The organism is Brevundimonas diminuta (assembly GCF_050310045.1).
In the GTDB taxonomy this organism is placed as follows: Bacteria; Pseudomonadota; Alphaproteobacteria; order Caulobacterales; family Caulobacteraceae; genus Brevundimonas; species Brevundimonas diminuta_F.
The window spans coordinates 3,230,425-3,253,296 of record NZ_CP190005.1; the positions used below are offsets into that span (position 1 = coordinate 3,230,425).

The 22,872-nt window shown below is 67.5% G+C and carries 20 protein-coding genes; 12 read left to right on the forward strand and 8 right to left on the reverse strand.

Annotated elements, in window-relative coordinates; translation table 11 throughout:
• The first annotated feature begins 17 nt into the window (after nucleotides 1–17).
• Nucleotides 18–1,325 carry an ATP-dependent protease ATPase subunit HslU gene (gene hslU, locus ACORJG_RS15510; RefSeq protein ID WP_427790447.1) on the forward strand — a complete coding sequence of 436 codons (1,308 nt, stop codon included), beginning with the start codon at nucleotides 18–20 and terminating at the stop codon, nucleotides 1,323–1,325.
• A 138-nt stretch (nucleotides 1,326–1,463) separates the two neighbouring features.
• Here hslU and ACORJG_RS15515 read toward each other — a convergent pair whose 3' ends face one another.
• Nucleotides 1,464–2,204 (reverse strand): alpha/beta fold hydrolase, encoded by a 741-nt coding sequence (locus ACORJG_RS15515; RefSeq protein ID WP_427790449.1) that lies wholly within the window; start codon nucleotides 2,202–2,204, stop codon nucleotides 1,464–1,466.
• 81 nt (nucleotides 2,205–2,285) lie between these two features.
• Here ACORJG_RS15515 and ACORJG_RS15520 point away from each other — a divergent pair, with 81 nt between their 5' ends.
• From ACORJG_RS15520 to ACORJG_RS15565, 10 genes are all read left to right on the forward strand, one after another.
• Nucleotides 2,286–3,248 (forward strand): glycosyltransferase family 9 protein, encoded by a 963-nt coding sequence (locus tag ACORJG_RS15520; RefSeq protein ID WP_427790451.1) that lies wholly within the window; start codon nucleotides 2,286–2,288, stop codon nucleotides 3,246–3,248.
• 145 nt (nucleotides 3,249–3,393) lie between these two features.
• Entirely contained in the window at nucleotides 3,394–3,915 is a 522-nt protein-coding gene (gene infC / locus ACORJG_RS15525) for a translation initiation factor IF-3 (RefSeq protein ID WP_346530172.1), read from the forward strand.
• A gap of 81 nt (nucleotides 3,916–3,996) precedes the next feature.
• On the forward strand, nucleotides 3,997–5,274 hold the full coding sequence (locus tag ACORJG_RS15530) for an MFS transporter (RefSeq protein WP_427790453.1): 1,278 nt from the start codon (nucleotides 3,997–3,999) through the stop codon (nucleotides 5,272–5,274).
• A 172-nt stretch (nucleotides 5,275–5,446) separates the two neighbouring features.
• The gene (gene rpmI / locus ACORJG_RS15535; protein ID WP_003166435.1) at nucleotides 5,447–5,644 is read left to right on the forward strand and encodes a 50S ribosomal protein L35; all 198 of its coding nucleotides are present in this window, start codon (nucleotides 5,447–5,449) and stop codon (nucleotides 5,642–5,644) included.
• Nucleotides 5,645–5,809: 165 nt separating this feature from the next.
• Entirely contained in the window at nucleotides 5,810–6,163 is a 354-nt protein-coding gene (gene rplT / locus ACORJG_RS15540) for a 50S ribosomal protein L20 (protein WP_003166434.1), read from the forward strand.
• Between the two features lie 88 nt (nucleotides 6,164–6,251).
• Complete coding sequence (gene pheS / locus ACORJG_RS15545) at nucleotides 6,252–7,328, forward strand: phenylalanine--tRNA ligase subunit alpha (RefSeq protein ID WP_312219223.1); 1,077 nt, start codon at nucleotides 6,252–6,254, stop codon at nucleotides 7,326–7,328.
• 19 nt (nucleotides 7,329–7,347) lie between these two features.
• Nucleotides 7,348–7,764: a hypothetical protein gene (locus tag ACORJG_RS15550; RefSeq protein ID WP_427790455.1), complete on the forward strand. Its 417-nt coding sequence runs from the start codon at nucleotides 7,348–7,350 to the stop codon at nucleotides 7,762–7,764.
• Nucleotides 7,761–10,154: a phenylalanine--tRNA ligase subunit beta gene (pheT, locus tag ACORJG_RS15555; protein ID WP_427790457.1), complete on the forward strand. Its 2,394-nt coding sequence runs from the start codon at nucleotides 7,761–7,763 to the stop codon at nucleotides 10,152–10,154. The genes ACORJG_RS15550 and pheT overlap by 4 nt, the downstream gene beginning before the upstream one ends.
• 293 nt (nucleotides 10,155–10,447) lie before the next feature.
• Entirely contained in the window at nucleotides 10,448–11,677 is a 1,230-nt protein-coding gene (locus tag ACORJG_RS15560; protein WP_427790458.1) for an NAD-dependent epimerase/dehydratase family protein, read from the forward strand.
• Between the two features lie 14 nt (nucleotides 11,678–11,691).
• The gene (locus tag ACORJG_RS15565; RefSeq protein ID WP_427790460.1) at nucleotides 11,692–12,567 is read left to right on the forward strand and encodes an SDR family NAD(P)-dependent oxidoreductase; all 876 of its coding nucleotides are present in this window, start codon (nucleotides 11,692–11,694) and stop codon (nucleotides 12,565–12,567) included.
• A 2-nt stretch (nucleotides 12,568–12,569) separates the two neighbouring features.
• Here the strand turns inward: ACORJG_RS15565 and ACORJG_RS15570 are convergent, their stop codons facing one another.
• The 4 genes from ACORJG_RS15570 to glmS form a co-directional block, all read right to left on the reverse strand.
• Nucleotides 12,570–13,193: an SAM-dependent methyltransferase gene (locus ACORJG_RS15570; RefSeq protein ID WP_427790462.1), complete on the reverse strand. Its 624-nt coding sequence runs from the start codon at nucleotides 13,191–13,193 to the stop codon at nucleotides 12,570–12,572.
• A gap of 147 nt (nucleotides 13,194–13,340) precedes the next feature.
• A complete protein-coding gene (locus ACORJG_RS15575; protein ID WP_427790464.1) occupies nucleotides 13,341–13,961 on the reverse strand; it encodes a DUF1134 domain-containing protein in 621 nt (206 codons plus the stop codon).
• A gap of 154 nt (nucleotides 13,962–14,115) precedes the next feature.
• Nucleotides 14,116–15,009: a UTP--glucose-1-phosphate uridylyltransferase GalU gene (gene galU, locus ACORJG_RS15580; protein WP_427790466.1), complete on the reverse strand. Its 894-nt coding sequence runs from the start codon at nucleotides 15,007–15,009 to the stop codon at nucleotides 14,116–14,118.
• A gap of 84 nt (nucleotides 15,010–15,093) precedes the next feature.
• A complete protein-coding gene (gene glmS / locus ACORJG_RS15585) occupies nucleotides 15,094–16,908 on the reverse strand; it encodes a glutamine--fructose-6-phosphate transaminase (isomerizing) (RefSeq protein WP_427790467.1) in 1,815 nt (604 codons plus the stop codon).
• Between the two features lie 186 nt (nucleotides 16,909–17,094).
• On the opposite strand from glmS, the gene glmM reads away from it, so the two are divergent.
• Nucleotides 17,095–18,444 carry a phosphoglucosamine mutase gene (gene glmM / locus ACORJG_RS15590; protein WP_427790469.1) on the forward strand — a complete coding sequence of 450 codons (1,350 nt, stop codon included), beginning with the start codon at nucleotides 17,095–17,097 and terminating at the stop codon, nucleotides 18,442–18,444.
• Nucleotides 18,445–18,463: 19 nt separating this feature from the next.
• On the opposite strand, the gene ACORJG_RS15595 is transcribed toward glmM, so the two are convergent.
• The 3 genes from ACORJG_RS15595 to ACORJG_RS15605 form a co-directional block, all read right to left on the reverse strand.
• The gene (locus tag ACORJG_RS15595; protein ID WP_427790471.1) at nucleotides 18,464–19,750 is read right to left on the reverse strand and encodes a cystathionine gamma-synthase family protein; all 1,287 of its coding nucleotides are present in this window, start codon (nucleotides 19,748–19,750) and stop codon (nucleotides 18,464–18,466) included.
• A 107-nt stretch (nucleotides 19,751–19,857) separates the two neighbouring features.
• Entirely contained in the window at nucleotides 19,858–21,186 is a 1,329-nt protein-coding gene (locus ACORJG_RS15600) for an FAD/NAD(P)-binding protein (RefSeq protein WP_427790473.1), read from the reverse strand.
• A gap of 25 nt (nucleotides 21,187–21,211) precedes the next feature.
• Nucleotides 21,212–22,711, reverse strand: coding sequence for a phosphomannomutase/phosphoglucomutase (locus ACORJG_RS15605; RefSeq protein WP_427790475.1), 1,500 nt, complete (start codon nucleotides 22,709–22,711; stop codon nucleotides 21,212–21,214).
• Nucleotides 22,712–22,872: the final 161 nt, after the last annotated feature.

The window sequence follows — 22,872 nt, forward strand, 5'->3', positions numbered from 1 at the left end:
TCTGGACTGCCTGAATCATGACCGACCTTTCCCCACGCGAAATCGTCTCTGAACTGGACCGCTTCATCGTCGGTCAGGACGACGCCAAGCGCGCCGTGGCCGTGGCCCTGCGCAACCGTTGGCGCCGCAAGCGCGTGCCCGATGACCTGCGCGACGAGGTCACGCCCAAGAACATCCTGATGATCGGCCCCACGGGCGTGGGCAAGACCGAGATCGCCCGGCGTCTGGCGCGTCTGGCCGGCTCGCCCTTCCTTAAGGTCGAGGCGACCAAGTTCACCGAGGTCGGCTATGTCGGCCGCGACGTGGATCAAATCATGCGCGATCTGGTCGAAAGCGCCCTGGTCATGGTGCGCGACCGGCGCCGTTCGGGCGTCAAGGCCAAGGCCGAAGGGCAGGCCGAGGACCGCATTCTGGACGCTCTGGTCGGCCCCGGTTCGCAGCCCGCCACGCGCGACGCCTTCCGCAGGAAGCTGCGCGCCGGCGAACTGGACGACAAGGAGATCGAGATCGCCCTGGCCGATACGACCTCGCCGTTGCAGGGGCTGGATATTCCGGGCGGCGGCGGCAACGTCGGCCTGCTGAACCTGTCGGACCTGCTGGGCAAGATGGGCGGCGGCCGCACCAAGACGGTCAAGCTGACCGTGCGCGACGCCCTGGCGCCCCTTGTCACCGAAGAGAGCGACAAGCTGCTGGATCAGGAAAGCCTGACCAAGGAGGCCCTGCTGCTGGCCGAGAACGAAGGCATCGTCTTCCTCGATGAGATCGACAAGGTCGCCGCGCGTCAGGATCGCGGCGGCGGCGCCGACGTCTCGCGCGAAGGGGTGCAGCGCGACCTGCTGCCCCTGATCGAGGGTACGACCGTCTCGACCAAGTACGGTCCGGTGAAGACCGACCATGTGCTGTTCATCGCCTCGGGCGCCTTCCACGTCGCCAAGCCGTCGGACCTGCTGCCTGAGCTTCAGGGCCGCCTGCCGATCCGGGTCGAACTGAAGGCTCTGACCCGCGACGACTTCAAGCGCATCCTGACCGAGCCGGAGGCGAACCTGATCCGTCAGAACCAGGCCCTGCTGGCGACCGAAGGGGTCGAACTGGTCTTCACCGACGATGCGGTCGAGGCGATGGCCGACGCCGCCGTGGCCGCCAACTCCACCGTCGAGAACATCGGCGCGCGCCGTCTGCAGACGGTGATGGAGCGGGTGCTGGAAGAGACCAGCTTCAAGGCCTCGGACCTGTCGGGCCAGACCCTGACTTTCGACGGCGACAAGGTGCGCGAAAAGGTCGGCGATCTGGCCAAGAACGTCGACCTGAGCCGGTTCATTCTGTGATCGGCTGACGCCTTTCCTCCCCACATAGTGGGGAGGTGGCGCGGCGGCGTAGCCGACGTGACGGAGGGGCCGCTTGGTTCCGCCGTCCCGGCCCCTCCACCACTACGTGGTCCCCCTCCCATTGCATGGGGAGGAAAGTCAGCGGCGCATCGTCTCGACGGCGGCCACCAGCCGCTCCAGTTCCGCCGGGCTGGACAGACGGTGGTCGCCGCCTTCGATCAGGTCGAGGCGCATGTCGCCGCCGGTCAGGCGCTCGGCCAGTTCGACCTGATGGCGCCACGGCACCACGTCGTCGGCGCGGCCCTGCAGCACATGAACCGGCGCCGTGATGTCGATCTGGCCGTCCAGCAGCAGCCAGTCGCGGGCCTCCTCGAACATCCGTCGGGTCAGGACGTAGGAGCCCAGCCCTTCCTCGGTGATGACCGTCTCGCCTTCGCGCAGGATGGCTTGGCGCTCGTGGTCGGCCAGCCCCGGCCACATCAGCTTTTCGGTGAAGTCCTGCGCCGGATTGACCAGCACCACGCCCTTGACCCGTTCCGGCCGCGCCAGTGTCGCCAGCAGCGCCACCCAGCCGCCCATCGACGAGCCGACGGGGATCACCGGCCCCTGAAGGCTGTCGATCAGGGCGATGGCGTCCTCGCGCCAGCGGCCGATGGTGGCCTGTTTCCAGTCGCCGCTCGACACGCCATGCGCGAAGTGGTCGTAGCGCACATATTTCCAGCCGCGCTCGCGGGCGGCGGCGTCCAGCGCCAGGGCCTTGGTCCCCTCCATATCCGAGCGGAAGCCGCCGATCCAGATGACGGTCGGGCCGTCGCCCTTGACCGCCTTATAGGCCAGCGCCTCGCCGTCGGGGCGGATCAGGGTCTGGACGTCGGACATGGAAACTCCTCGGACTGTCATTCCTCACGGAATGGCTTTAGCAGAGACGACGATTGTTCACAGAGGCCGCGAGGCGCCCGCTTGTCTGCTCCCAAAGCCCTGTTCGTCAGCTCCAACCGCATCGGCGACTGCGTCATCTCCTCGGGCGTGATCCGAGAGATCGCGCGCCAGGCGCCGGGCGTTCAGATCACCGTCGCCTGCGGCCGCCCGCCCGCCCCCTTCTTCCGTTCGGCGCCGAACGTCGAGCGCGTCATCATCCTCGACAAGAAGAAGGCCGCCGGACACTGGGTCGATCTGTGGAAACAGGTGCGCGGGACCAGGTGGGATATGGTCGTGGACATCCGCGGCTCGGCTCTGGCCTATCTGATCCCGGCCAAGCGGCGCATCGTCTACAACCGTCGCTGGGAGACGGGCCTGCGCAAGGTTGAGATGGTGTCGCGCCTGATGGGCTCGGCGACGCCGCTGGACCCGGAAATCTTCCTCGACGATCAGGCCCGCGCCGAGGCGGCCGCCATCATCGACCCGCAACTGACGTCTGGTCCGGGCGAAGGGCCGATCATCGCTCTGGCCCCCATCGCGCACCAGCCTGGCAAGTCATGGCCCGCCGACCGTTGGGGCGCGCTGGTCGAGAAGCTGAAGGCCGAGCCGCGCTTTGACGGCTGGCGCTTCATGCCCGTCGGCGGTCCCGGCGACCGGCCGCCCGCGACCCCGGCGCTGGAGGCGGCGGGACCGCGGGCCATCGACTGCGTGGGCAAGGGCGACATCCTGTGCTCGGCCGCCGCCATCGACCGGGCGACCCTGTTCGTCGGCAACGACTCCGGCCTGATGCATGTCTCGGCGGCGTTGGGGCGGCCGACGCTGGGTCTGTTCGGCCCGACGGAGTGGTGGCTGTATGGGCCGTGGGGGGCCAAGACACGCACGGCGGCGTCCAATGAAACCCGTGGCCAGTTCGCTCCGATCGAGGATCTGAGCGTCGATCACGTCTTCGATGCGGTGCTGGACCTGCATGACGCCTATGTCGCCGAAGGGGGCGTAAAGGCCTGAAGGCCCGAAATCCCTTGAAATAGCGGCCTTGCGTCGCCATATTCCGGCCGCTTGGAACGCAGCCGCAGTCTTGCGCGCTGAGTCCAGGCAGCCAGTTTCGCCTCTCTTCTGATCACATAAGGAAACGACGCCCATTCGCCGTCCCATGCAAGCGCCGCCCGTAAAGGACGGGCCGCCCATCAACCAGGATATTCGCGCTCCTCGCGTTCTGCTCATCGACCAGAACGGGGAAAAACAGGGCGTCATGCCGCTGTCCGCTGCGCTGGAGGCCGCCGAGGAGGCGGGCCTGGACCTGGTTCAGATCGTCGCCAACGCCGATGCTCCGGTGTGCAAGATCCTGGACTACGGCAAGCATCGTTTCCAGGAACAGAAGAAGAAGGCTGAGGCGCGCAAGCGTCAGAAGGTCGTCGAGCTGAAGGAAATCAAGCTCCGCCCGAACATCGACAGCCACGACTACGATGTGAAGGCCAAGGCCATGCATCGCTTCTTCGACGATGGCGACAAGGTCAAGGTGACCATCCGCTTCCGCGGCCGCGAAATGGCTCACCCGGAGCTGGGCATGAAGCTGATGCACAAGGTCCAGGCCGATTTCGAGGAAGAGGCCAAGGTCGAGTTCGCGCCCAAGATGGAAGGCCGCCAGATGATCATGATCCTGGCGCCCCGCTGATCGCAGGCTGAACGACAAGACTTTCAGGGACGCCCCGGCCAGATGGCCGGGGCGTCTTACTATCCGGCGGGAAGACCAGGAATGACGGCGCAAACGACAAAGGCTTCCAGCGCGGGGGCGCCGACCCTGGCGGTGCTGTTCGCCGTGGTCTTCATCAATCTGGTCGGGTTCGGCCTGGTGGTGCCGCTGCTGCCCTTCTTCGCCCAGAGCTTGCAGGCCGAGCCGTGGCAGATCACCCTGATGTTCTCGGCCTATTCTCTGGGCCAGTTTTTCGCCGAGCCCTTCTGGGGGCGGCTGTCCGACCGGATCGGGCGAAAGCCGGTTCTGTTGATCACCCTGGCGGCCAACGCCGTCGGCTATCTGCTGCTGGCCTTTGCGCCGACCATCTGGGCGGCGATCCTGGTGCGGCTGTTCACCGGGCTGGGCGCAGGCAACATCTCTACGGTTCAGGGCTATATCGCCGATGTCACCCCGCCCGAGCGTCGGGCCGGACGCATGGGGTTGATCGGGGCGGCCTTCGGCATGGGCTTCATCGTCGGGCCGGGGCTGGGCGGCCTGCTGGCCCAGCCGCAGATGGGCCATGTCGGCTATCAGCTGCCGATCTTTGTCGCCTCGGGCGCGGCGGCGCTGGCGGCGCTGGGGGTGGTGTTCTTTCTGCGCGAGAGCCGAGCCAAGGCCGATCCGGCGGCGCCGCGCCCGCCCTTCCTTGCGGGGCTTCAGTTCGCACGTACCGATGAAGTGGTCTCGCGCGTGCTGGCGGTCAGCCTGATCTATCTGGCGGGCTTTTCGGCGATGGAGGCTGCTTTCGGCCTGTGGGCCGAGCACCGCTATGGCTGGACGGCGCGCGAGGTGGGGCTCAGCTTCATGATCGTGGGGCTGATCTCGGCGGTGAACCAGGGGCTGGTGGCCGGTCGGCTGGCGCGGCGTTTCGGCGAGGCGCGGGTGCTGGCCGCAGGGATGCTGCTGTTCGGCGTCTCAATGGTGTTGCAGGTGACGGCGCCGGCCGCCTGGTTCCCGGCGGGGCGGATTGATCTGGGGCTGTTCAGCATTCCGCTGGTCGCCGGGTGGATCATTCCGGTCATCATGGGGATCGGCGCCTGCGGCATGTCGCTGGCCATGCCCAATATCTCGGCCATGATCAGTCGCTCGTCGCCGCCGGATCGGCAAGGGGCCATGCTGGGGCTGAACATGGCGTCCGGGTCGATGGCGCGCATCGTCGGCCCTATGGTCGCGGGCGTTCTCTATTCCGCCGTGGGGCCGGACTGGCCGTTTCTGGCGGGCGCGGCGCTGGCGGTTCCGGCGGCGGTGATGGCGATCAACGCCGGGCGCGCCGCGCGTCGTCGCGCGATCGCCGTCTGAGCGGTCGAAGCGGACTCTTCTTGCCTCGAGCCGCCGTTTGGCGTAGAAGCCGCGCCTTCGCGTACCGGACCGCCGGGCGAACAGGCATGCCTGGGCGGTCTTAAATCGGTCTTCCCATCTTGGGGCTCAAGTAGCCCGAAGGGCGGTAGACCCCTCAATAAAGAGAGTGAAAATGCCGAAGCTGAAGACGAAGTCGGGCGCCAAGAAGCGCTTCAAATTCACCGCGACGGGCAAGGTCAAGGCTGGCGTGGCCGGCAAGCGCCACCGTTTGATCAGTCACAACTCGAAGTATATCCGCCAGAACCGCGGCACTTCGGTCATGGCCGACGCCGACGCCAAGAAGATCAAGTCCTACATGCCGTACGCCTGATCGGCGCGCTGCATCACTGATCCTCTCCGCTAATCGAATTTGAACTCAGCCTCTCATGCAGTGAGCCGCCGCGCGGCGAACGCTAGAGGCTAAAACAGCAAAAGTCCCTCAAGCAGCGCGGCCCCGCGGGCCGAGCGGTAGGGACTTCCCGAAGGGAAAATTACAATGGCTCGCGTCACCCGGGGCGTTACGTCCCACGCCAAGCACAAGAAGGTCCTGAAGCAGGCCAAGGGCTTCTACGGCCGCCGCAAGAACACCATCCGCGCCGCCAAGGCCGCCGTGGATCGCGCCGGTCAGTACGCCTACCGCGACCGTCGCAACAAGAAGCGTTCGTTCCGCGCCCTGTGGATCCAGCGCATCAACGCCGCGGCCCGCACCGAAGGCTTCACCTATTCGCAGTTCATGCACGGCCTGAACAAGGCGGGCATCGAGCTGGACCGCAAGGTTCTGGCCGCCATCGCCGCCGATGAAGCCGGCTTCAAGGGCATCGCCGACAAGGTTCGCGCGGCCCTGGCCTAAGCCTTTCTCCCTCACGGGATGAAGCAAAAGCCCTCCGGTTCGCGCCGGGGGGCTTTTTGCTTTCGTTCCTAGCGGCTAGACGACCCTCATGACCGATCTCGCTCAACTGGAACTGGACCTCATCAACGCCATCGGCTCGGCCGAGAGCGTGGCGGGTCTGGAGGACATCCGCGTCGCCGCCCTCGGCAAGTCCGGCTCGATCTCGGGCCTGCTGAAAGGCATGGGGGCGCTGAGCCCGGATGAGCGCCGCGAGCGCGGCCCCGTCATCAACGGCCTGCGCGACCGGGTGTCGTCGGCCCTGACCGCCAGGAAGGCCGAACTGGAGGCCGCCGAGCTGGACGCCCGCCTGCTGGCCGAGCGCGTCGATCTGACCCTGCCCAGCCGTCCGCGCCGCAAGGGCGGGGTGCATCCGACCATGCAGGTCATGGACGAAATGGTCGCTGTCTTCGCCGACATGGGCTTTTCGGTCGCCGAGGGGCCGGACATCGAGGACGACTTCCACAACTTCACGGCGCTAAACTTCCCGCCCAAGCATCCAGCGCGGGAGATGCACGACACCTTCTTCCTGAAGCCGGACCCGGAAACGGGCGAGCGCAAGGTGCTGCGCACCCACACCAGCCCGGTGCAGGTCCGCACCATGATGTCGCAGAAGCCGCCGATCCGCATCATCGCGCCCGGCCGCACCTTCCGTAAGGATTCCGACGCGACCCACACGCCGATGTTCCACCAGATCGAAGGCCTGGTGATCGACCGCGACATCCACATGGGCCATCTGAAGACGACGCTGGAGACCTTCATCGCCCGCTTCTTCGAGCTGGACGACGTCCACGCCCGTTTCCGCCCGCACCACTTCCCCTTCACCGAGCCCTCGGCCGAGATGGACATCCGCTGCGACCGCTCGGGCGGCAAGCTGACCCTGAACGAGGGCGAGGACTGGCTGGAGATTCTGGGCTGCGGGATGGTGCACCCGAACGTGCTGCGCAACTGCGGCATCGACCCGGACGAGTATCAGGGCTTCGCCTTCGGCATGGGCGTCGACCGTCTGGCCATGCTGAAATACGGCGTGCCGGACCTGCGCCCCATGTTCGAGGCCGATACGCGCTGGCTGGCGCACTACGGCTTCTCCGCCTTCGCCGCGCCGAACCCGGCGTCGGGCCTCAGCTGATATTGAAAAGAGCGATCCCATGACTGACGCGACCAACACCGCCGCCGAACCGATCACTCTCGAGCCCCTGGGCGCCGGTCCCGACTATGTCGGCAAGGGCGTCTGGCTGCCGCAGCTGTTCATGGAGACGGCCCGCACCGGCGTCATGGTCATCGAGAACCGCCGCTTCGAGAACTGCCTGATCGAGGGACCGGCGGTCCTGTTGCCGATCGAGGGCTGCAACTTCGACGGCTGTGATCTGGGCGACGCCCACGGCGACCTGCGCAACCTGATGCTGGCGCCGCAGGGCCCGCAGCGCGTGACCGGCCCGATCCCGTTCAAGAACTGCCAGTTCGTCAACTGCCGCTTCGTCGGCGTCGGCTTCACCGGCACGCCCGCCTTCCTCGACAACATGGCCAAGGCCCTGGCCCAGCCGCAGGACGGTGCGACCCAATGAAGTTCACGCTTTCCTGGCTGAAGGCCCACCTCGACACCGAGGCTGAGGTCGATCAGGTCGCCGAGGCCATGACCATGGCCGGTCTGGAGGTCGAAGACGTCCACGACCCCATCGCCGCCCTGGCCCCCTTCACCGTCGCCAGGATCATCTCGGCCGAGCGCCATCCGAACGCGGACCGTCTGCAGGTCTGTCAGGTCGAGACGGTGGACGGGATGAAGGAGATCGTCTGCGGCGCCCCGAACGCGCGCGCAGGCCTGACCACCATCTACGCCCCCATCGGCGCCTATGTGCCCGGTCTGGGCGTGACCCTGGTTGAAAAACCGGTGCGCGGCGTGGTGTCCAACGGGATGCTGTGCTCGGGCGCCGAGCTGGAACTGGCCGACGACAGCGACGGCATCCTTGAACTGTCCGACGATCTGCAGGTCGGCGCGCCCGCCGCCGGGGTCTTCGGCGCCGAGCCGGTCATCGACTTCGAGGTGACGCCGAACCGTCCCGACTGGCTGGGCGTGGCGGGCATCGCCCGCGATCTGGCCGCAGCGGGCCTTGGCAAGCTGACGACGCCGGAAATCGTTCCCGTCGCCGGGTCTTTCGACTCTCCAGTGTCGGTGACGCTTGAAGCGCCCGAACTGTGCCCGGTCTTCGCCGGTCGCGTGATCCGGGGCGTCCAGAACGGCCCCTCGCCCGAGTGGCTGCAACAGCGGCTGACCGCCATCGGCCTGCGTCCGATCAATCGCCTCGTCGACATCACCAACCTGATTTCCTTCGACCGGGCGCGGCCGCTGCACGTCTATGATCTGGCGAGCCTGTCGGGCGATGCGATCGTGGTGCGCGCCGGTCGCGGCGACGCCGATCAGATCGAGGCGCTGGACGGCAAGACCTATTCGCCGGGCGCCGCTGACTGCGTCATCGCCGATACCGGGGGCCAGCGCGCCATCGGTCTGGGCGGCGTCATGGGCGGCGTTTCGACCGGCTGTTCGGATGAGACGGTCGACGTCTTCGTCGAGAGCGCCTGGTTCGACCCCATCGCCACGGCCCAGACCGGCCGTTCGCTGGGCATCAACTCTGACGCCCAGTATCGCTTCGCGCGCGGCGTCGACACGGCCTCGGTCGTGCCGGGGCTGGAACTGGCGACGCAACTGATTCTGGACCTGTGCGGCGGCGAGCCGTCGACGGTCACGGTGGCGGGCCAGGCCCCGGCCGCCCCCGCCGCCTTCGCCTTTGATCCGTCCTATGTGAAGCGGCTGTCGGGCATGGACCTGGGCGAGGACCGGATCTTCGAGATCCTGTTCGCCCTGGGCTTCACCGTCATGCGCGGCTCGCCCTGGTCGGTGACGCCGCCTTCGTGGCGACGTGATGTCGAAGGCCCCGCCGATCTGGTCGAGGAAGTCGCTCGCATTCAGGGCTACGCCGCCCTGCCCGACGCGCCCCTGCCGCCGGTCGCCCCGGCGCCGGGCGGGGTGCTCAGCCCGCGTCAGGCGCGCGTGCGCACGGCCCGTCGCGCCCTGGCGGCGCTGGGCTATGCCGAGGCCGTCACCTGGTCCTTCACCAAGCAGTCGATCGCGACCCTGTTCGGCGGCGGCGATGAGCGTCTGGTGCTGGAGAACCCTATTGCGGCCGATCTGGACTGCATGCGGCCCTCGGCCCTGCCGAACCTGATCCAGGCGGCGGCGCGCAACGCCGCGCGCGGCCACGCCGACGTCGCCCTGTTCGAGATCGGCCCCATCTATCTGGACGATCAGCCGACCGGCCAGCGCACCGTCATCGCGGGACTCGTGGCGCCGCACGCCGACCGTCACTGGGGCGGGGCGGGGGAAGATCCCCTGTTCGCGCTGAAGGGCGACCTGCTGGCCGTGCTGGAAGAGATCGGCGCGCCGGTCGGCTCCCTGCAATTGGCGCAAGGGTCGAACCGCGACTGGTGGCACCCCGGCCGCTCGGCCCGGCTGCAACTGGGACCCAAGAACGTCATCGTCGAGTTCGGCGCCCTGCACCCGCGCGTGCTGAAGGCGCTGGACGCCGACGGCCCCATGCTGGCCTTTGAGGTCGTGCTCGATGCCGTGCCCGAGCCTCGCGGTAAGGGCGGCAAGGCGCGCGGCGCGGCCGACCTGCCGAACCTGATGCCCCTGACCCGCGACTTCGCCTTCCTGATGGACGAGGCCAAGGCCGTGGGCGACCTGACCCGCGCCGTAGCGGGCGCAGACAAGGCGATGATCGCCGATGTGCGCGTCTTCGACATCTATCGCGGACAGGGCGTGCCGGAGGGTCAGAAGTCGGTCGCCATCGAGGTCGAAATCCAGCCCCGCGCCGCCACCCTGGCCGAGGCCGAGATCGAAGCCCTGATGGCCAGGGTCAGGGCTGCGGCGACCAAGGCGGGCGGAACGCTGCGGGCCTGAACCAAGCCCTTCTCCCTTGAGGGAGAAAGGCAGAACATGCCTGCACGACAGGCGCTGAAAACCGCTTTGATTACAAAGCCCCGCCTCCTGCGGGCCTTGTTCAGCGCGCCTGCCTTTCCTGTCGCCGCATCATCCCCGGCCGACCTCCCCAGTTCGTCCGATTTCAGACGATTCAGACGAATTAGACTCTGTTTTTTCGCCCTCCGCCGCTTTCACCGCACCTCGCGCGACACGCTTTCGCCCGCTCGCGCGTTCGGCTAGGCAGGGTGGACGTTGATGACGAGGTTCGACTGATGCGCGTGATGATTCTGGGCGGCGACGGCTTCTGCGGCTGGCCGACCGCCCTGCACCTTTCGGCGCGCGGCTGGGACGTGCTGATCGTCGACAACCTCAGCCGTCGCAACATCGACAATGAGCTGGAAATCCGCTCCCTGACCCCGATCCGCACCATGGGCGAGCGCATCGCCGCATGGAACGAGGTGTCGGGCCGCACCATCGACTTCGTCAATCTGACGGTCGGCAAGGCGTTCGATCGTCTGGTCGCCCTGATCCGCGACTGGGCGCCCGACAGCGTCGTCCACTTCGCCGAACAGCGCGCCGCCCCCTATTCGATGAAGTCGGCGCGGCACAAACTCTACACCGTCGACAACAATCTGAACGCCACCAACCACCTGCTGGCCGCCATCGTCGAGAGCGGGCGGGACGTCCATCTGGCCCACCTGGGGACCATGGGGGTCTATGGCTACACCACCGCCGGCCTGCGCATCCCCGAAGGCTATCTGAAGGTCACGGTCGACACCGATCACGGCCCGACCGAACAGGAGATCCTGTTCCCGCCGAACCCCGGCAGCATCTACCACATGACCAAGACGCAGGACGCCCTGCTGTTCCAGTTCTACGCCCGGAACGACGGCCTCAGGATCACCGACCTGCATCAGGGCATCGTCTGGGGCGCCCAGACCGAGGAAACGAAGCAGGACGAGCGTCTGATCAACCGTTTCGACTATGACGGCGACTACGGCACGGTGCTGAACCGCTTCCTGATGCAGGCGGCGGTCGGCTATCCGCTGACGGTGCATGGATCGGGCGGCCAGACGCGGGCCTTCATCCACATTCAGGACACGGTGCGCTGCGTCGAGCTGGCGCTGAAGAACCCGCCCAGGCGCGGCGACCGGGTCAAGATCCTCAACCAGATGACCGAGAGCCGCCGCGTCCGAGATCTGGCGCAGATGGTGGCCGAGATGACCGGCGCCGAAATCCACAACGTCGCCAATCCGCGTCAGGAGGCCGACGAGAACGAACTGGTCGTCGCCAACGACCAGTTCCGCGAACTGGGTCTGAAGCCGATCACTCTGGCCGAGGGGCTGATGGCCGATGTGACCGACATCGCCCGCCGCTACGCCGACCGCGCCGACCGCAGTAAGATTCCCTGCGTCACCGCCTGGAACGCCGGCCGCGCCGAGGCCATCCGTAATGAGGCGGAACCCCCCGCCGCCGCGCCTGCCCGCGCCTTGTCCGCCTGAGAGACTGAAGCCTGATGACTGAGCCCGCCTCCGCCCCGTTCCTGCTGGTGTTCGGCGGCGGCTATCTGGGACAGGCGGCGGCCCGCGAAGCCCTGCGGCGCGGCGGGCGGGCCTTCGCCACCTCGCGCGACTCTGAAACCCGCCAGGCGCTGGCGGTGCAGGGGATCACACCCGTCGATCCGGCCGATACGAAGGCCCTGAGCGAGGCGCTGGCCGACGCTCAGGCCGTTCTGATCGCCACGCCGCCCGACGCCCACGGCTGCCCGGCCCTGCGCGCCCTGACGCCTCTGGCGGGCGACGCCTGGCCAGACTGGATCGGCTACGTCTCCTCCACCGCCGTCTATGGCGACCGGGCGGGCGGCTGGGCGTTCGAGGGCGATCCGCTGAACGCCGCCACGCTGGAAGGCGCCCGCCGCGCGCGGGTTGAGCGCGACTGGCTGGACGGCGCCCAGGGCATGGGGCTGACGTTGCAGGTCTTCCGCCTGCCCGGCTTCTACGGTCCCGGCCGCAGCGTGATCGACCGCCTGCGCGCCGGAACCGCCCGACTGGTGAAAAAGCCCGGTCAGGTGTTCAACCGCATCCATGTGGACGATGTCGTTTCGGGCCTGTTCGCCTCCATGGCCCGGCCCCGGCCCGGCGGAATCTACAACCTGACCGACGACGAGCCGACGCCTGCCCACGTCGTCACCGCCTGGGCCGCCGAGCGCCTGGACCTGTCGCGCCCGCCCGAGGTCGACTGGACCGATCCCGAGGTCAGCGACGCCATGCGCCGCTTCTATCTGGACTCCAAGCGCGTCTCCAACGCCCGCGCCAAGGCCGAACTGGGCTGGCGTCCCTGCTATCCCTCCTACCGTGAGGGGCTGGAGGCGATCCTGACGTCAGAAGCCTGACTTCACCCAGGCTTGCGCGCGATCAGGTCGATCAGGGCCGAGACGCCGGAATGGCCGGGGCCTTCGTCCAGTTCGGCGTCATAGGCGTCGATCCGTTCGATATCGAAATCGGCGAAGGCCTCGCGCAGCAGGGCCTCGGTATACAGGTTTTCCTCCACGCCCGGCCCGCCGGTGCCATAGGCCAACTGTTCGGGCCGATAGCCTTCCAGCAGCAACAGGCCGCCGGGCTTCAGCGCCGCCTTCATGCGGGCGAACATCCGGTCGCGCGCGGCCGGGCCGACGAACTGGATGAAGACGCCGACGACCACGTCCATCGTCCCTTCGGGCCAGGCCCAGTCGTCCAGCCCGCCGATCTGGGCGTCCAGCGCGACGCCGCGTTTCGTCGCCAGCGCCCGCGCCTTCTCGACCGCACGCGGCGAAATGTCGAAGGTCAGGACATCCAGCCCCTGCTGCGCCAGCCAGACGCCGTTGCGTCCCTCGCCGTCGGCAACGGACAGGGCCTTCAGCCCCGGCTGCAGACGCTCCGCCTGCCGCGCCAGAAAGGCGTTTGGCGCCTCGCCGAAGCGATAGGCGTCGTCGGCATAGCGCGCGTCCCAGAAGGCGCGCGTGTCGGGCGCAGCGGTCATCGGCGGTCTCCCTTGAAGCTCAAGGGGATATGGCGTCGCGGAGCATGCCCGCAACCGGCAGTGTCGCGTTTACGCACGCCACGCGGCAAACGTCAGCGCCCCGATTCGCTCAAGCCGCGAGGGTCCGCGACCCGAGCATAGCGACACTTAGAAAGGCAGGATGTTGCGCTGGCGGCTGTAGCTCATGGTGCCGACATTGGCGCCCAGACGCACGCCGACGCCGGTGCGGATCGGCGCCAGGACGATGCCGTCCGCGCGCTGATAGTTCACGCCCAGCCCGGCCACCAGATAGGCCGACCCTTCGACGCCCGGATAGCGGCGGTAGAGCATGTCCGGGTGGAACAGGCCGTAGACCAGGGTGAAGACCCGGCTGGCGTTGCCGCCCCAGTCCCAGCCGATGGAGGCGCCCTGCCAGAACACCTCCTGTGAGGCCGACAGATCCTTCATGTGCAGGGCGCCGCGGCCGTAACGCAGGCCGGCCACGACGGCGCCTGCGCCTTCTTCGCCCGCGATATAGGCGGTCGGGCGATCGCCCTGTTCGGCGAAGATGCGCTCGATGGCGCCGCCCACCGCCTCGGCGGCGATGCCCAGTTCGCGCGATCCGGCGGCGACCAGTTCGTCAAACGTATAGGCCTGGGCGGTGTTGTCCGAAGCGATCGGATAGTTGGGATCGGCGGGCGGACGGCTGGCGCAGGCGCCCAGACCGGCGGGCAGGGCGCCCGCTGCGGCTAGACCGAGGCTGGTGCGGATCAGTTGACGGCGGTGCATGGTCGAGGCTCCCGGCAAAGGACGGTCCGCCCGTCGTCGCGGGCTTGGCCTACCGTCCCTGCCTTTTACGGCAGCCTTGGGGCTTTAAGGTTAACCGAAGATTGCTTGGCCCCACAAAGTCACAGCTCTTCTCCACCTGAGGGAGGCGGGCGGCTTAAAGCAGGCTTTCGATGGCCTTGCGGGCCGCGTCGCCCAGGTCGGGGCGTTTCAGGGCCAGGGCGACGTTGGCGCGGAGAAGCCCGATCTTGTCGCCGCAGTCGTGGGTCACGCCTTCATATTCATAGGCGGTGAAGGTCTGTGATTGCATCAGGCGGGCCATGGCGTCGGTCAGCTGGATCTCGCCGCCGGCGCCGCGCTCCTGCGTCTCCAGCAGGTCGAAGATTTCCGGCTGCAGGATGTAGCGGCCCGAGATCGACATATTGGACGGCGCCGCGCCCTGTGCGGGTTTCTCGACCATGCCCCTCATGGCGTAGCGGCGGCCGTCGTGAGAGGCGGGATCGATGATGCCGTATTTGTGGGTGTCGGCCTCGGGCACGGCTTCGACGCCGATGACGTTGCCGCCGACCTCGGCATAGAGCTCGGCCAGTTGCTTCAGGGCGCCGGGCTGGGAGTCGACGATGACGTCGGGCAGGATGACGGCGAAAGGCTCGGGCCCGATGATGTCACGCGCGCACCAGACGGCGTGGCCGAGGCCCTTGGGCTGCATCTGGCGGGTGAAGCTCATCTCGCCGGCCTGGGCCAGTTCGGCGTTCATTGTGGCCAGAATCTCGGTCTTGCCCTTGGCTAGAAGCTGGGCCTCAAGCTCGATCTGGTGGTCGAAATAGTCCTCGATCGCCTGTTTGGCGCGGCCGGTGACGAAAACGATATGCTCGATCCCCGCCTCGCGCGCCTCTTCCACGATGTAGGAGAGGATCGGCCGGTCGACGACGTTTAGCAGCTCCTTCGGCGTGGTCTTGGTGCCGGGCAGAACCCGCGTGCCGAGACCGGCTACGGGCAGGACCGCCTTGCGCAGAGGGGCGGGGCGCAGGCGGGCGGGAGAGGTCGTCATGGATCGTCCTGATCAGCCTTGGGGCGCCTGTCATAGGCGTAATTTGTGAAGCTTCCAAACGCCCCGGGCTTGGCCGGAGTTCGCTTATTCCACCGTCACCGACTTGGCCAGGTTGCGGGGCTGGTCGACGTCGGTGCCCTTTTGGACGGCCGTGTAATAGGCCAGCAGCTGCATCGGCACGGCGTAGACCAGCGGCGCGATCAGGGCCGGGCAGTCCGGCGCGTGGACGCGGCGGATGCCGGCGCCGTGCGGGTCGGGCGCCTTTTCCGGAGCGATCATGATGACCGGGCCGCCGCGCGCGGCGACTTCCTGAAGGTTGGAAGCGGTCTTCTCGAACAGGTCGTCCAGCGGCGCCAGCGCCACCGTCGGCGTCGCCTCGTCGATCAGGGCGATGGGGCCGTGCTTCAGCTCGCCCGCTGCATAGCCCTCGGCGTGGATATAGCTGATCTCCTTCAGCTTCAGCGCGCCTTCCATGGCCAGCGGGAACATCGGGCCGCGGCCCAGGAACAGGACGTCGCGCGCCTTGGCCAGGTCGACGGTCAGGGCGTGGATGCCCGCGTCCATCTGCAGGGCTTCGGAGATCAGGCGCGGCGCCTCGAACAGGGCCTTGACCAGTTCGGCTTCCTGAACGGCGTCGATCTTTCCGCGCGCCACGCCCGCCGCAACGGCCAGCGACAACAGGGCGGCGACCTGGGCGGTGAAAGCCTTGGTCGAGGCGACGCCGATTTCCGGCCCGGCGTGGGTCGGCCACAGGACTTCGGCTTCGCGCGCCATGGAAGAGGTGTGGACGTTGACGACGGCGGCGGTCTTCAGCCCCTGCGCCTTGCACCAGGTCAGGCTGGCCAGGGTGTCGGCGGTCTCGCCCGACTGGCTGACGGCGACGGCCAGCGTCCCCTTGGCCACGGCCGGATGGCGATAGCGGAACTCGGACGCGATCTCGATGTCGCAGGGCAGGCCTGCATAGCGTTCAAAGGCGTATTTGCCGATCTGACCGGCGTAGAAGGCGGTGCCGCAGGCGACGATCTGGATGCGTTCGATGGCGGCGAAGTCCACGGCCTGAACCTTGGCCTTGCCCGAAACGAGGTCGAGGTATTCCGACAGGGTGTGCTGGACGCTGTCAGGCTGTTCGTGGATCTCTTTTTCCATGAAGTGGCGATACTCGCCCTTCTCGACCATGGCCGAGGAGGCCGACACTTGAACCACGGCCCGGTCGGCCGGACGGCCCGAGGCGTCGAACATCTGCGCGCTGCTGCGGGTCACAGCGACGTAATCGCCTTCTTCAAGATAGGAAATCTTCTGGGTGAAGGGGCCGACCGCCAGGGCGTCAGAGCCCAGATACATCTCGCCCTCGCCCCAGCCGACGACCAGGGGGCTGCCCCGACGGGCGCCCAGGATCAGTTCGTCCTCGCCCTCGATCAGAACGGCAAGCGCATAGGCGCCGGTCAGGCGGTCCAGCGTGGCCCTGAAGGCGTCCAGCGGGGCGAGGCCCGCAGACAGCTTGTGGTCCAGCAGGTGGGCGACGACCTCGGTGTCGGTCTGGCTTTCGAAAACGCGGCCCTCGGCCTCCATCTCGGCCTTCAGCTCGGCGAAGTTTTCGATGATGCCGTTGTGGACCAGGCAGACGCGACCGGCCTTGTGCGGGTGGGCGTTGGTCGTCGTCGGGGCGCCGTGGGTGGCCCAGCGGGTGTGGCCGATGCCGACGTTTCCGGCGACCGGATCGGCGGCCAGCACGGCCTCCAGTTCGCGGATCTTGCCCTTGGCGCGGCGGCGTTCGACACCCTGCGCATTCTGGACGGCGATGCCCGCCGAGTCATAGCCGCGATATTCCAGCCGTTTCAGGCTGTCGATCAGACGAGGGACGACAGGGCCGGTTCCGGTGACGCCGATGATGCCGCACATGAGGGTATGCTCCGAACGGAACGCGGTCGCCGACTTTGCGCCGGGCCGCCGAAATGAGGTAAGCGAAAAGGTCGAGCCTTCCGCCTTTGATGATCGCATCTAGGCAATCATGGGGGCGACGACATCAAAAAATGGGTTTCGGAAGGTTACTTTGCAATTCCGGGACCGCCAGCGAAGGACGGCCTCTTGGGCGAGAGAAAATACTTCGGCACCGATGGCATTCGCGGCCGGGCCAACACCCATCCGATGACGGCCGAGGTGGCGCTGCGCGTCGGACTGGCCGCCGGGCGGCTGTTCCGCACCGACGACGACCGGCGCCATCTGGTGGTGATCGGCAAGGACACCCGACTGTCCGGCTATATGATCGAGCCTGCGCTGGTGGCCGGCCTGGCCTCGGTCGGCATGGACGTGCGCACCTTCGGGCCGCTGCCGACGCCGGGCGTGGCGATGATGACCCGCTCGATGCGCGCCGATCTGGGCATCATGATTTCGGCCTCGCACAACGACTATGCAGACAACGGCATCAAGCTGTTCGGGCCGGACGGCTACAAGCTGTCGGACGAGATCGAACTGAAGCTGGAATCCATGATGGACGGCGCGCTGGACGCCGACCTGGCGCCGTCGAACAAGCTGGGTCGGGTCAAACGCATCGACGACGCCCCGCCGCGCTATATCGAGATCGCCAAACAGGCCTTCCCCAAGCGTCTCAGCCTGAAGGGGCTGCGCATCGCCATCGATTGCGCCAACGGCGCGGGCTACCGCGTGGCGCCGACCACTCTCTATGAACTGGGCGCCGAGGTCTTCCCCGTCGGTGTGGAGCCGAACGGTCTGAACATCAACGCCGAGTGCGGCTCGACCTATCCGGGCACGGTGTCCGAGGCGGTGAAACGCTATCGCTGCGACATCGGCATCGCGCTGGATGGCGACGCCGACCGGGTCATCATCTGCGACGAGAAAGGCCATGTGGTCGACGGCGATCAGATCATGGCCCTGATCGGCCTGGACTGGGCCAAGCGCGGGCGGCTGAACGGCCGGGGCGTCGTCGCCACCGTCATGTCCAACCTGGGGCTGGAGCGCCGCCTGAAGGCCGAGGGACTGACGCTGGAGCGCACCAAGGTCGGCGACCGATATGTCATGGAACGGATGCGCGAGGGCGGCTTCAACATCGGCGGCGAACAGTCGGGCCACATCATCCTGAAGGACCACGCCACGACCGGCGACGGCCTGATGGCGGCGCTGCAGGTGCTGGCGGTCCTGATCGAGTCAGGCGTGCCGATGAGCGAACTGGCGCGCCAGTTCGAGCCCGTGCCGCAACTGTTGAAGAACGTCCGCTATACGGCTGGAAGGCCGCTGGAGGACGAGAAGGTCAAGGCCGCCATGGCCGGCGCTGAGGCCGCCCTGAACGGCTCGGGCCGCCTGCTGGTTCGGCCGTCGGGCACGGAAAAACTGATCCGCGTCATGGCCGAGGGCGATGATGAGGCGCTGGTCAACCGCGTCGTCGACGAGGTCGTCGAGGCGGTCAAGGCGGCGGGCTGATCGCCCGCCGTTCGCGCCGTCAGACGGCGGACAGGGCCTGATCCAGGTCCGCCCACAGGTCGTCGACGTTCTCGATGCCGACCGACAGGCGCACCAGATTGTCGCCGATGCCGCTGCGCGTCTTGGCCTCGGGCGTATAGTCCGAGTGGGTCATGCTGGAGGGGTGGGACGCCAGGCTCTCGGCGCCGCCCAGGCTGACGGCCAGTTTGAACAGGCGAAGCGCGTTCAGCATACGGAAGGCTTCGGCCTCGTCGCCGAGAAGCTCCAGCGAGAAGGTCGAGCCTGAACCCTTGCACTGGGCCTTGAAGATCGCCTGTTGGGCAGGCGAAGCGTCGGGACCGCCGGCGGTCAGGACCGTGCTGACGCGTGGATCGGCGCGCAGGCGTTCGGCCAGGATCAGGGCGTTGTCCTGCGCCCGCTCCATGCGGATATGCAGGGTCTCAAGACTGCGCAACAGCAGCCATGCCGTGTGCGGATCGGCGGTCGTGCCGCAGATGGTCCGCATCTCGCCGACGCGGGCCATGATGTCCGCCCCGCCCATGCAGCCGCCCGCGATCAGGTCCGAATGGCCGCCGACATATTTGGTCAGGGAATAGAGGACGAGGTCGGCGCCCAGCTCCAGCGGGCTCTGCCACAGGGGGCCGAGGAAGGTGTTGTCGACGGCGATGGCGGGCGGTTCGGCCTGATCCAGCGTCCTGGCGGCGGCGACCGCGCGGGCGATGTCGACCAGTTGGTTGGTCGGATTGGCGGGGGTCTCCAGATAGACGGCGGCCAGCCGTCCGCCCGTGGTTTTCGCCTCGGCGGCGGCCGCGATCATGGCGGCGTCCAGGGCGTCTGCGCCCTCGGCGGCAGGGACGCTGATCGCCTTGACGCCGTAGCGGGGCAGGATGCGGTCGAACAGGTATTCGGTGCCGCCATAGGCCGGGGCCGTATAGATGATGACGTCGCCGGGCCGCACCAGGGCCAGCATGGCGGTCGAGATGGCGGCCATGCCGCTGGAGAAGACCAGGGCCTTGTCGGCCTTGTCCCAGACGGCGAGGCGGTCTTCCAGAATCTCGAGGTTCGGGTTGTTGATGCGCGAATAGATCAGGCCCAGCGCCTCGTCCGGATCGCGCTGGCGCAGGCCATAGGCGACCTCGAAGAAGCGTTTGCCGTCCTCGGCCGATTTGAAGACGAAGGTCGAGGCCTGAAACAGCGGCGCCTTGATCGCGCCCTCGGACAGGGCCGGATCATAGCCATAGCCCATCATCAGGGTTTCAGGCGCAAGGGTGCGGTCGCCAAGGACGCGCGTACGGTGACGGTTCATTTTTTTGTTTCCTCTCCTGAATCGGTGATACCCGACCCGGGAAAGGCTCGCCAGCCGCGCGTGACTGCGGTCGTCGGCGCAGGATGTGAAACGTTTCTGCCGGGCTGTCAGACCGTCAGGGCGCGCACCAGCGTCTCGATGCGCTGGCGGATGTCGGGGACGGCGATCGTCTCCCAGAAGGCGGCGCGGGCGGGCGGACCCAGCACGAACAGGTTTGGATCGATCGCGCCGTCAGCATGGACGACGCGCCCCTCGGCGTCGAGGTCCAGCCCCAGATCGACGGCGTCTATGCGAGCGCGGCCTTCAGCGATCAGGGCGGCCGTCAAAGGCGCGCGCGCGGCGTCGTGACCCGGCCCTGTGCAGTCGATCAGCCAGTCTGCGCGCAAGCGCCGCTCGTCTCCATTCCGTATCCGGATGGTCAGGGCCGCGCCCCTGTCATCGATCTGCATGGTCTCCACGCGGGCGGCCATAAGGTTCAGGCGGCCGGAGGCTTTCAGTTCATCGATGACCTGCGCGACATCCGGGGCGATGCGGTGTCGCCGCACGTCCCACCAGGGCCGCAGGTGGCGCAGGAAGCGGGCGCGCTCGGCCGTCGTCGCCGCGCGCCAAAGCTCGGTGGTGATGGGTCGATAGCCTTCCATGACGCCGCGCCAGCCGTGGATGTCCGCCAGTTGCCGCGCTGTCGCCACGCGCCGCGATAGCGGACCCTCAAGCGCCTGTGGCGGGAGGGCGACCGGGGCGTCGTGACGTTCGCCGTGAGCCAATGGCAGCAGGCCGCGTCGCGACACGACGCTCGCCTGCCCGCGCCAGCCCGCGGCCTTAAGCGCCAGAACGACATCGACCATGGTCAGGCCCGAGCCGAGGATCAGAACGTCATCTTCGGGCGCAATGGCGTCGAAGGCGCCGGGACGCCACGGATCATGGATGCGGCGCGCGCCTTCGCCCGGCGCGACGGGACGCGGCGGCGGATTGCCGGTCGCCAGCACCACGGCCCGGCCGGAGATGCGGGCGCCGTCGGCGAGAATGACACTCTGCCCTTCGATACGCACGGCCTCGCCCCTGATGCGGCGGATCAGGCCCGGACGGGCCGCCTCGACCCCGGCCAGACGGTCCTGAACATAGCGGCCGTAGAGGCGGCGCGGGGCGAAGCCGTTGGGATCGGCGAAGGCGGGAGCATGGTTCGCCAGCCAGTCGGCGAAGTCGCCAGATCGGTCAGGCAGGGCGCTCATCCGCTCCGAGCGGACGTTCAACCGGTGGGCGTCCAGCACGGCCGAATAGGCGACGCCGAGGCCGATCTGTTCTCCGCGCTCGATCAGGACGGACGCCTGTCCCGCCTCGGCCAGACGGGCGGCCAGCATGGCGCCGGAAAACCCGCCACCGATGATGAGCACAGGAAGGGAGGCGGCGGCTTCGTTCATGTAGTGAACATCGTCCACGAGGCCGCCGCCGGTCAAACGGGAATCAGATTTCCTGGTTGAAAGCGCCGATTTCCGGGTGAGCGGCCAGACGCGGCTTCACTTCCTTGCGGAACAGGTCGCGCATGTCGTCGGCGGACCTCATGCTTTCGACCACCACGACCAGTTCTGGCTTGTTGGATGAGGCCCGGACCAGCACCCATGAGCCGTCCTCCAGATGGACGCGTACGCCGTTGACCGTGATGGCCTCGACAATCCTGCGGCCCAGGATCGAGCCGCCGGACGCCGCCAGGTCTTCGTATTCCTTCACGATCCTGGCCAGGACGTCATACTTCAGCTCGTCGTCGCAGTGCGGCGACATGGTCAGGCTGGTCCAGGCGTCCGGCAGGGCGGACTTCAGCTCCGACAGCGACTTGCCGGGGTTGCGGTCCAGCATGGCCAGAACGGCGCCCGCCGCCACCAGACCGTCGTCATAGCCGTGGCCCAGATCGCCCGACAGGAAGAAGTGGCCCGACTTCTCGAACCCGGCCAGGGCGTTCAGTTCGGCGGTCTTGCGCTTGATGTAGGAGTGGCCGGTCTTCCAGTAGACGGTGGTCGCGCCGTTGGCCTTGAGCACCGCGTCGGTCTTGTAGAGGCCGGTCGATTTCACATCGACGACGAAGGTCGCGTTCGGATGGATGGCCGACAGGTCGCGGGCCAGCATCAGGCCGATCTTGTCGGCGAAGATCTCCTCGCCCGTGTCGTCGACCACGCCGCAGCGGTCGCCGTCGCCGTCGAAGCCCAGAGCCAGGTCGGCGCCCGTCTCCTTCACCTTGGCCGCCATCTGCACCAGCATGGCGTGATCTTCCGGGTTCGGATTGTATTTGGGGAAGGTGTAGTCGAGATCGGTGTCCATCTCGATCACTTCGGCGCCCATCAGGCGCAGCACCTCGGGCGCGAAGGCGCCGGCCGTGCCGTTGCCGCAGGCGGCCACGACCTTCAGCGGGCGGGACAGCTTCACCTTGGAGGCCACGTCCTTGATGTAGGTGTCGCGGAAGCCCTCGACGCGCTCCAGCTTGCCGCCGGGACGGGCGACGCCCTGCCCGTTCAGGACGATCTCCTTCAGGCGGCCCATCTCGTCAGGACCGAAGGTCAGAGGCGCCTGCGCGCCCATCTTCACGCCGGTCCAGCCGTTCTCATTGTGGCTGGCGGTGACCATGGCGACGCAGGGGCAGTCCAGCGCGAACTGGGCGTAATAGGCCATGGGCGACAGGGCCAGGCCGATGTCCAGCACCTCCATGCCGCCTTCCAGCAGGCCCAGGATCAGCGCCTGCTTCACCGACAGGGAATAGCCGCGGAAGTCATGGCCCACGGCGATTTTGGGCGTCTGGCCGATTTCGTGGACATAGGTGGCCAGACCCAGACCCAGCGCCTGGATGCCCAGCAGGTTGATCTCTTTTTCCAGAATCCAGCGGGCGTCGTACTCGCGAAAGCCGGTCGGCTTGACCAGTGGCAGGGTTTCATACTCCGCAGTGTTGGGGCGGATGTCCTGACGGGGCTTTTGCATGGGTGTTCCTGAAGAGGCCGCTGAGAGACGCGGGGTCGCAAATCTGTCTGGCCCTATAGCCTTCCCCCGCTCGAGAGGCCACAACGCGCGACCTCTGTTATGGCTGCCGTGTTTATCCTGATGAGGCGAAACCTTGACCGCCCCCGCGTCGGGGGCCTAGC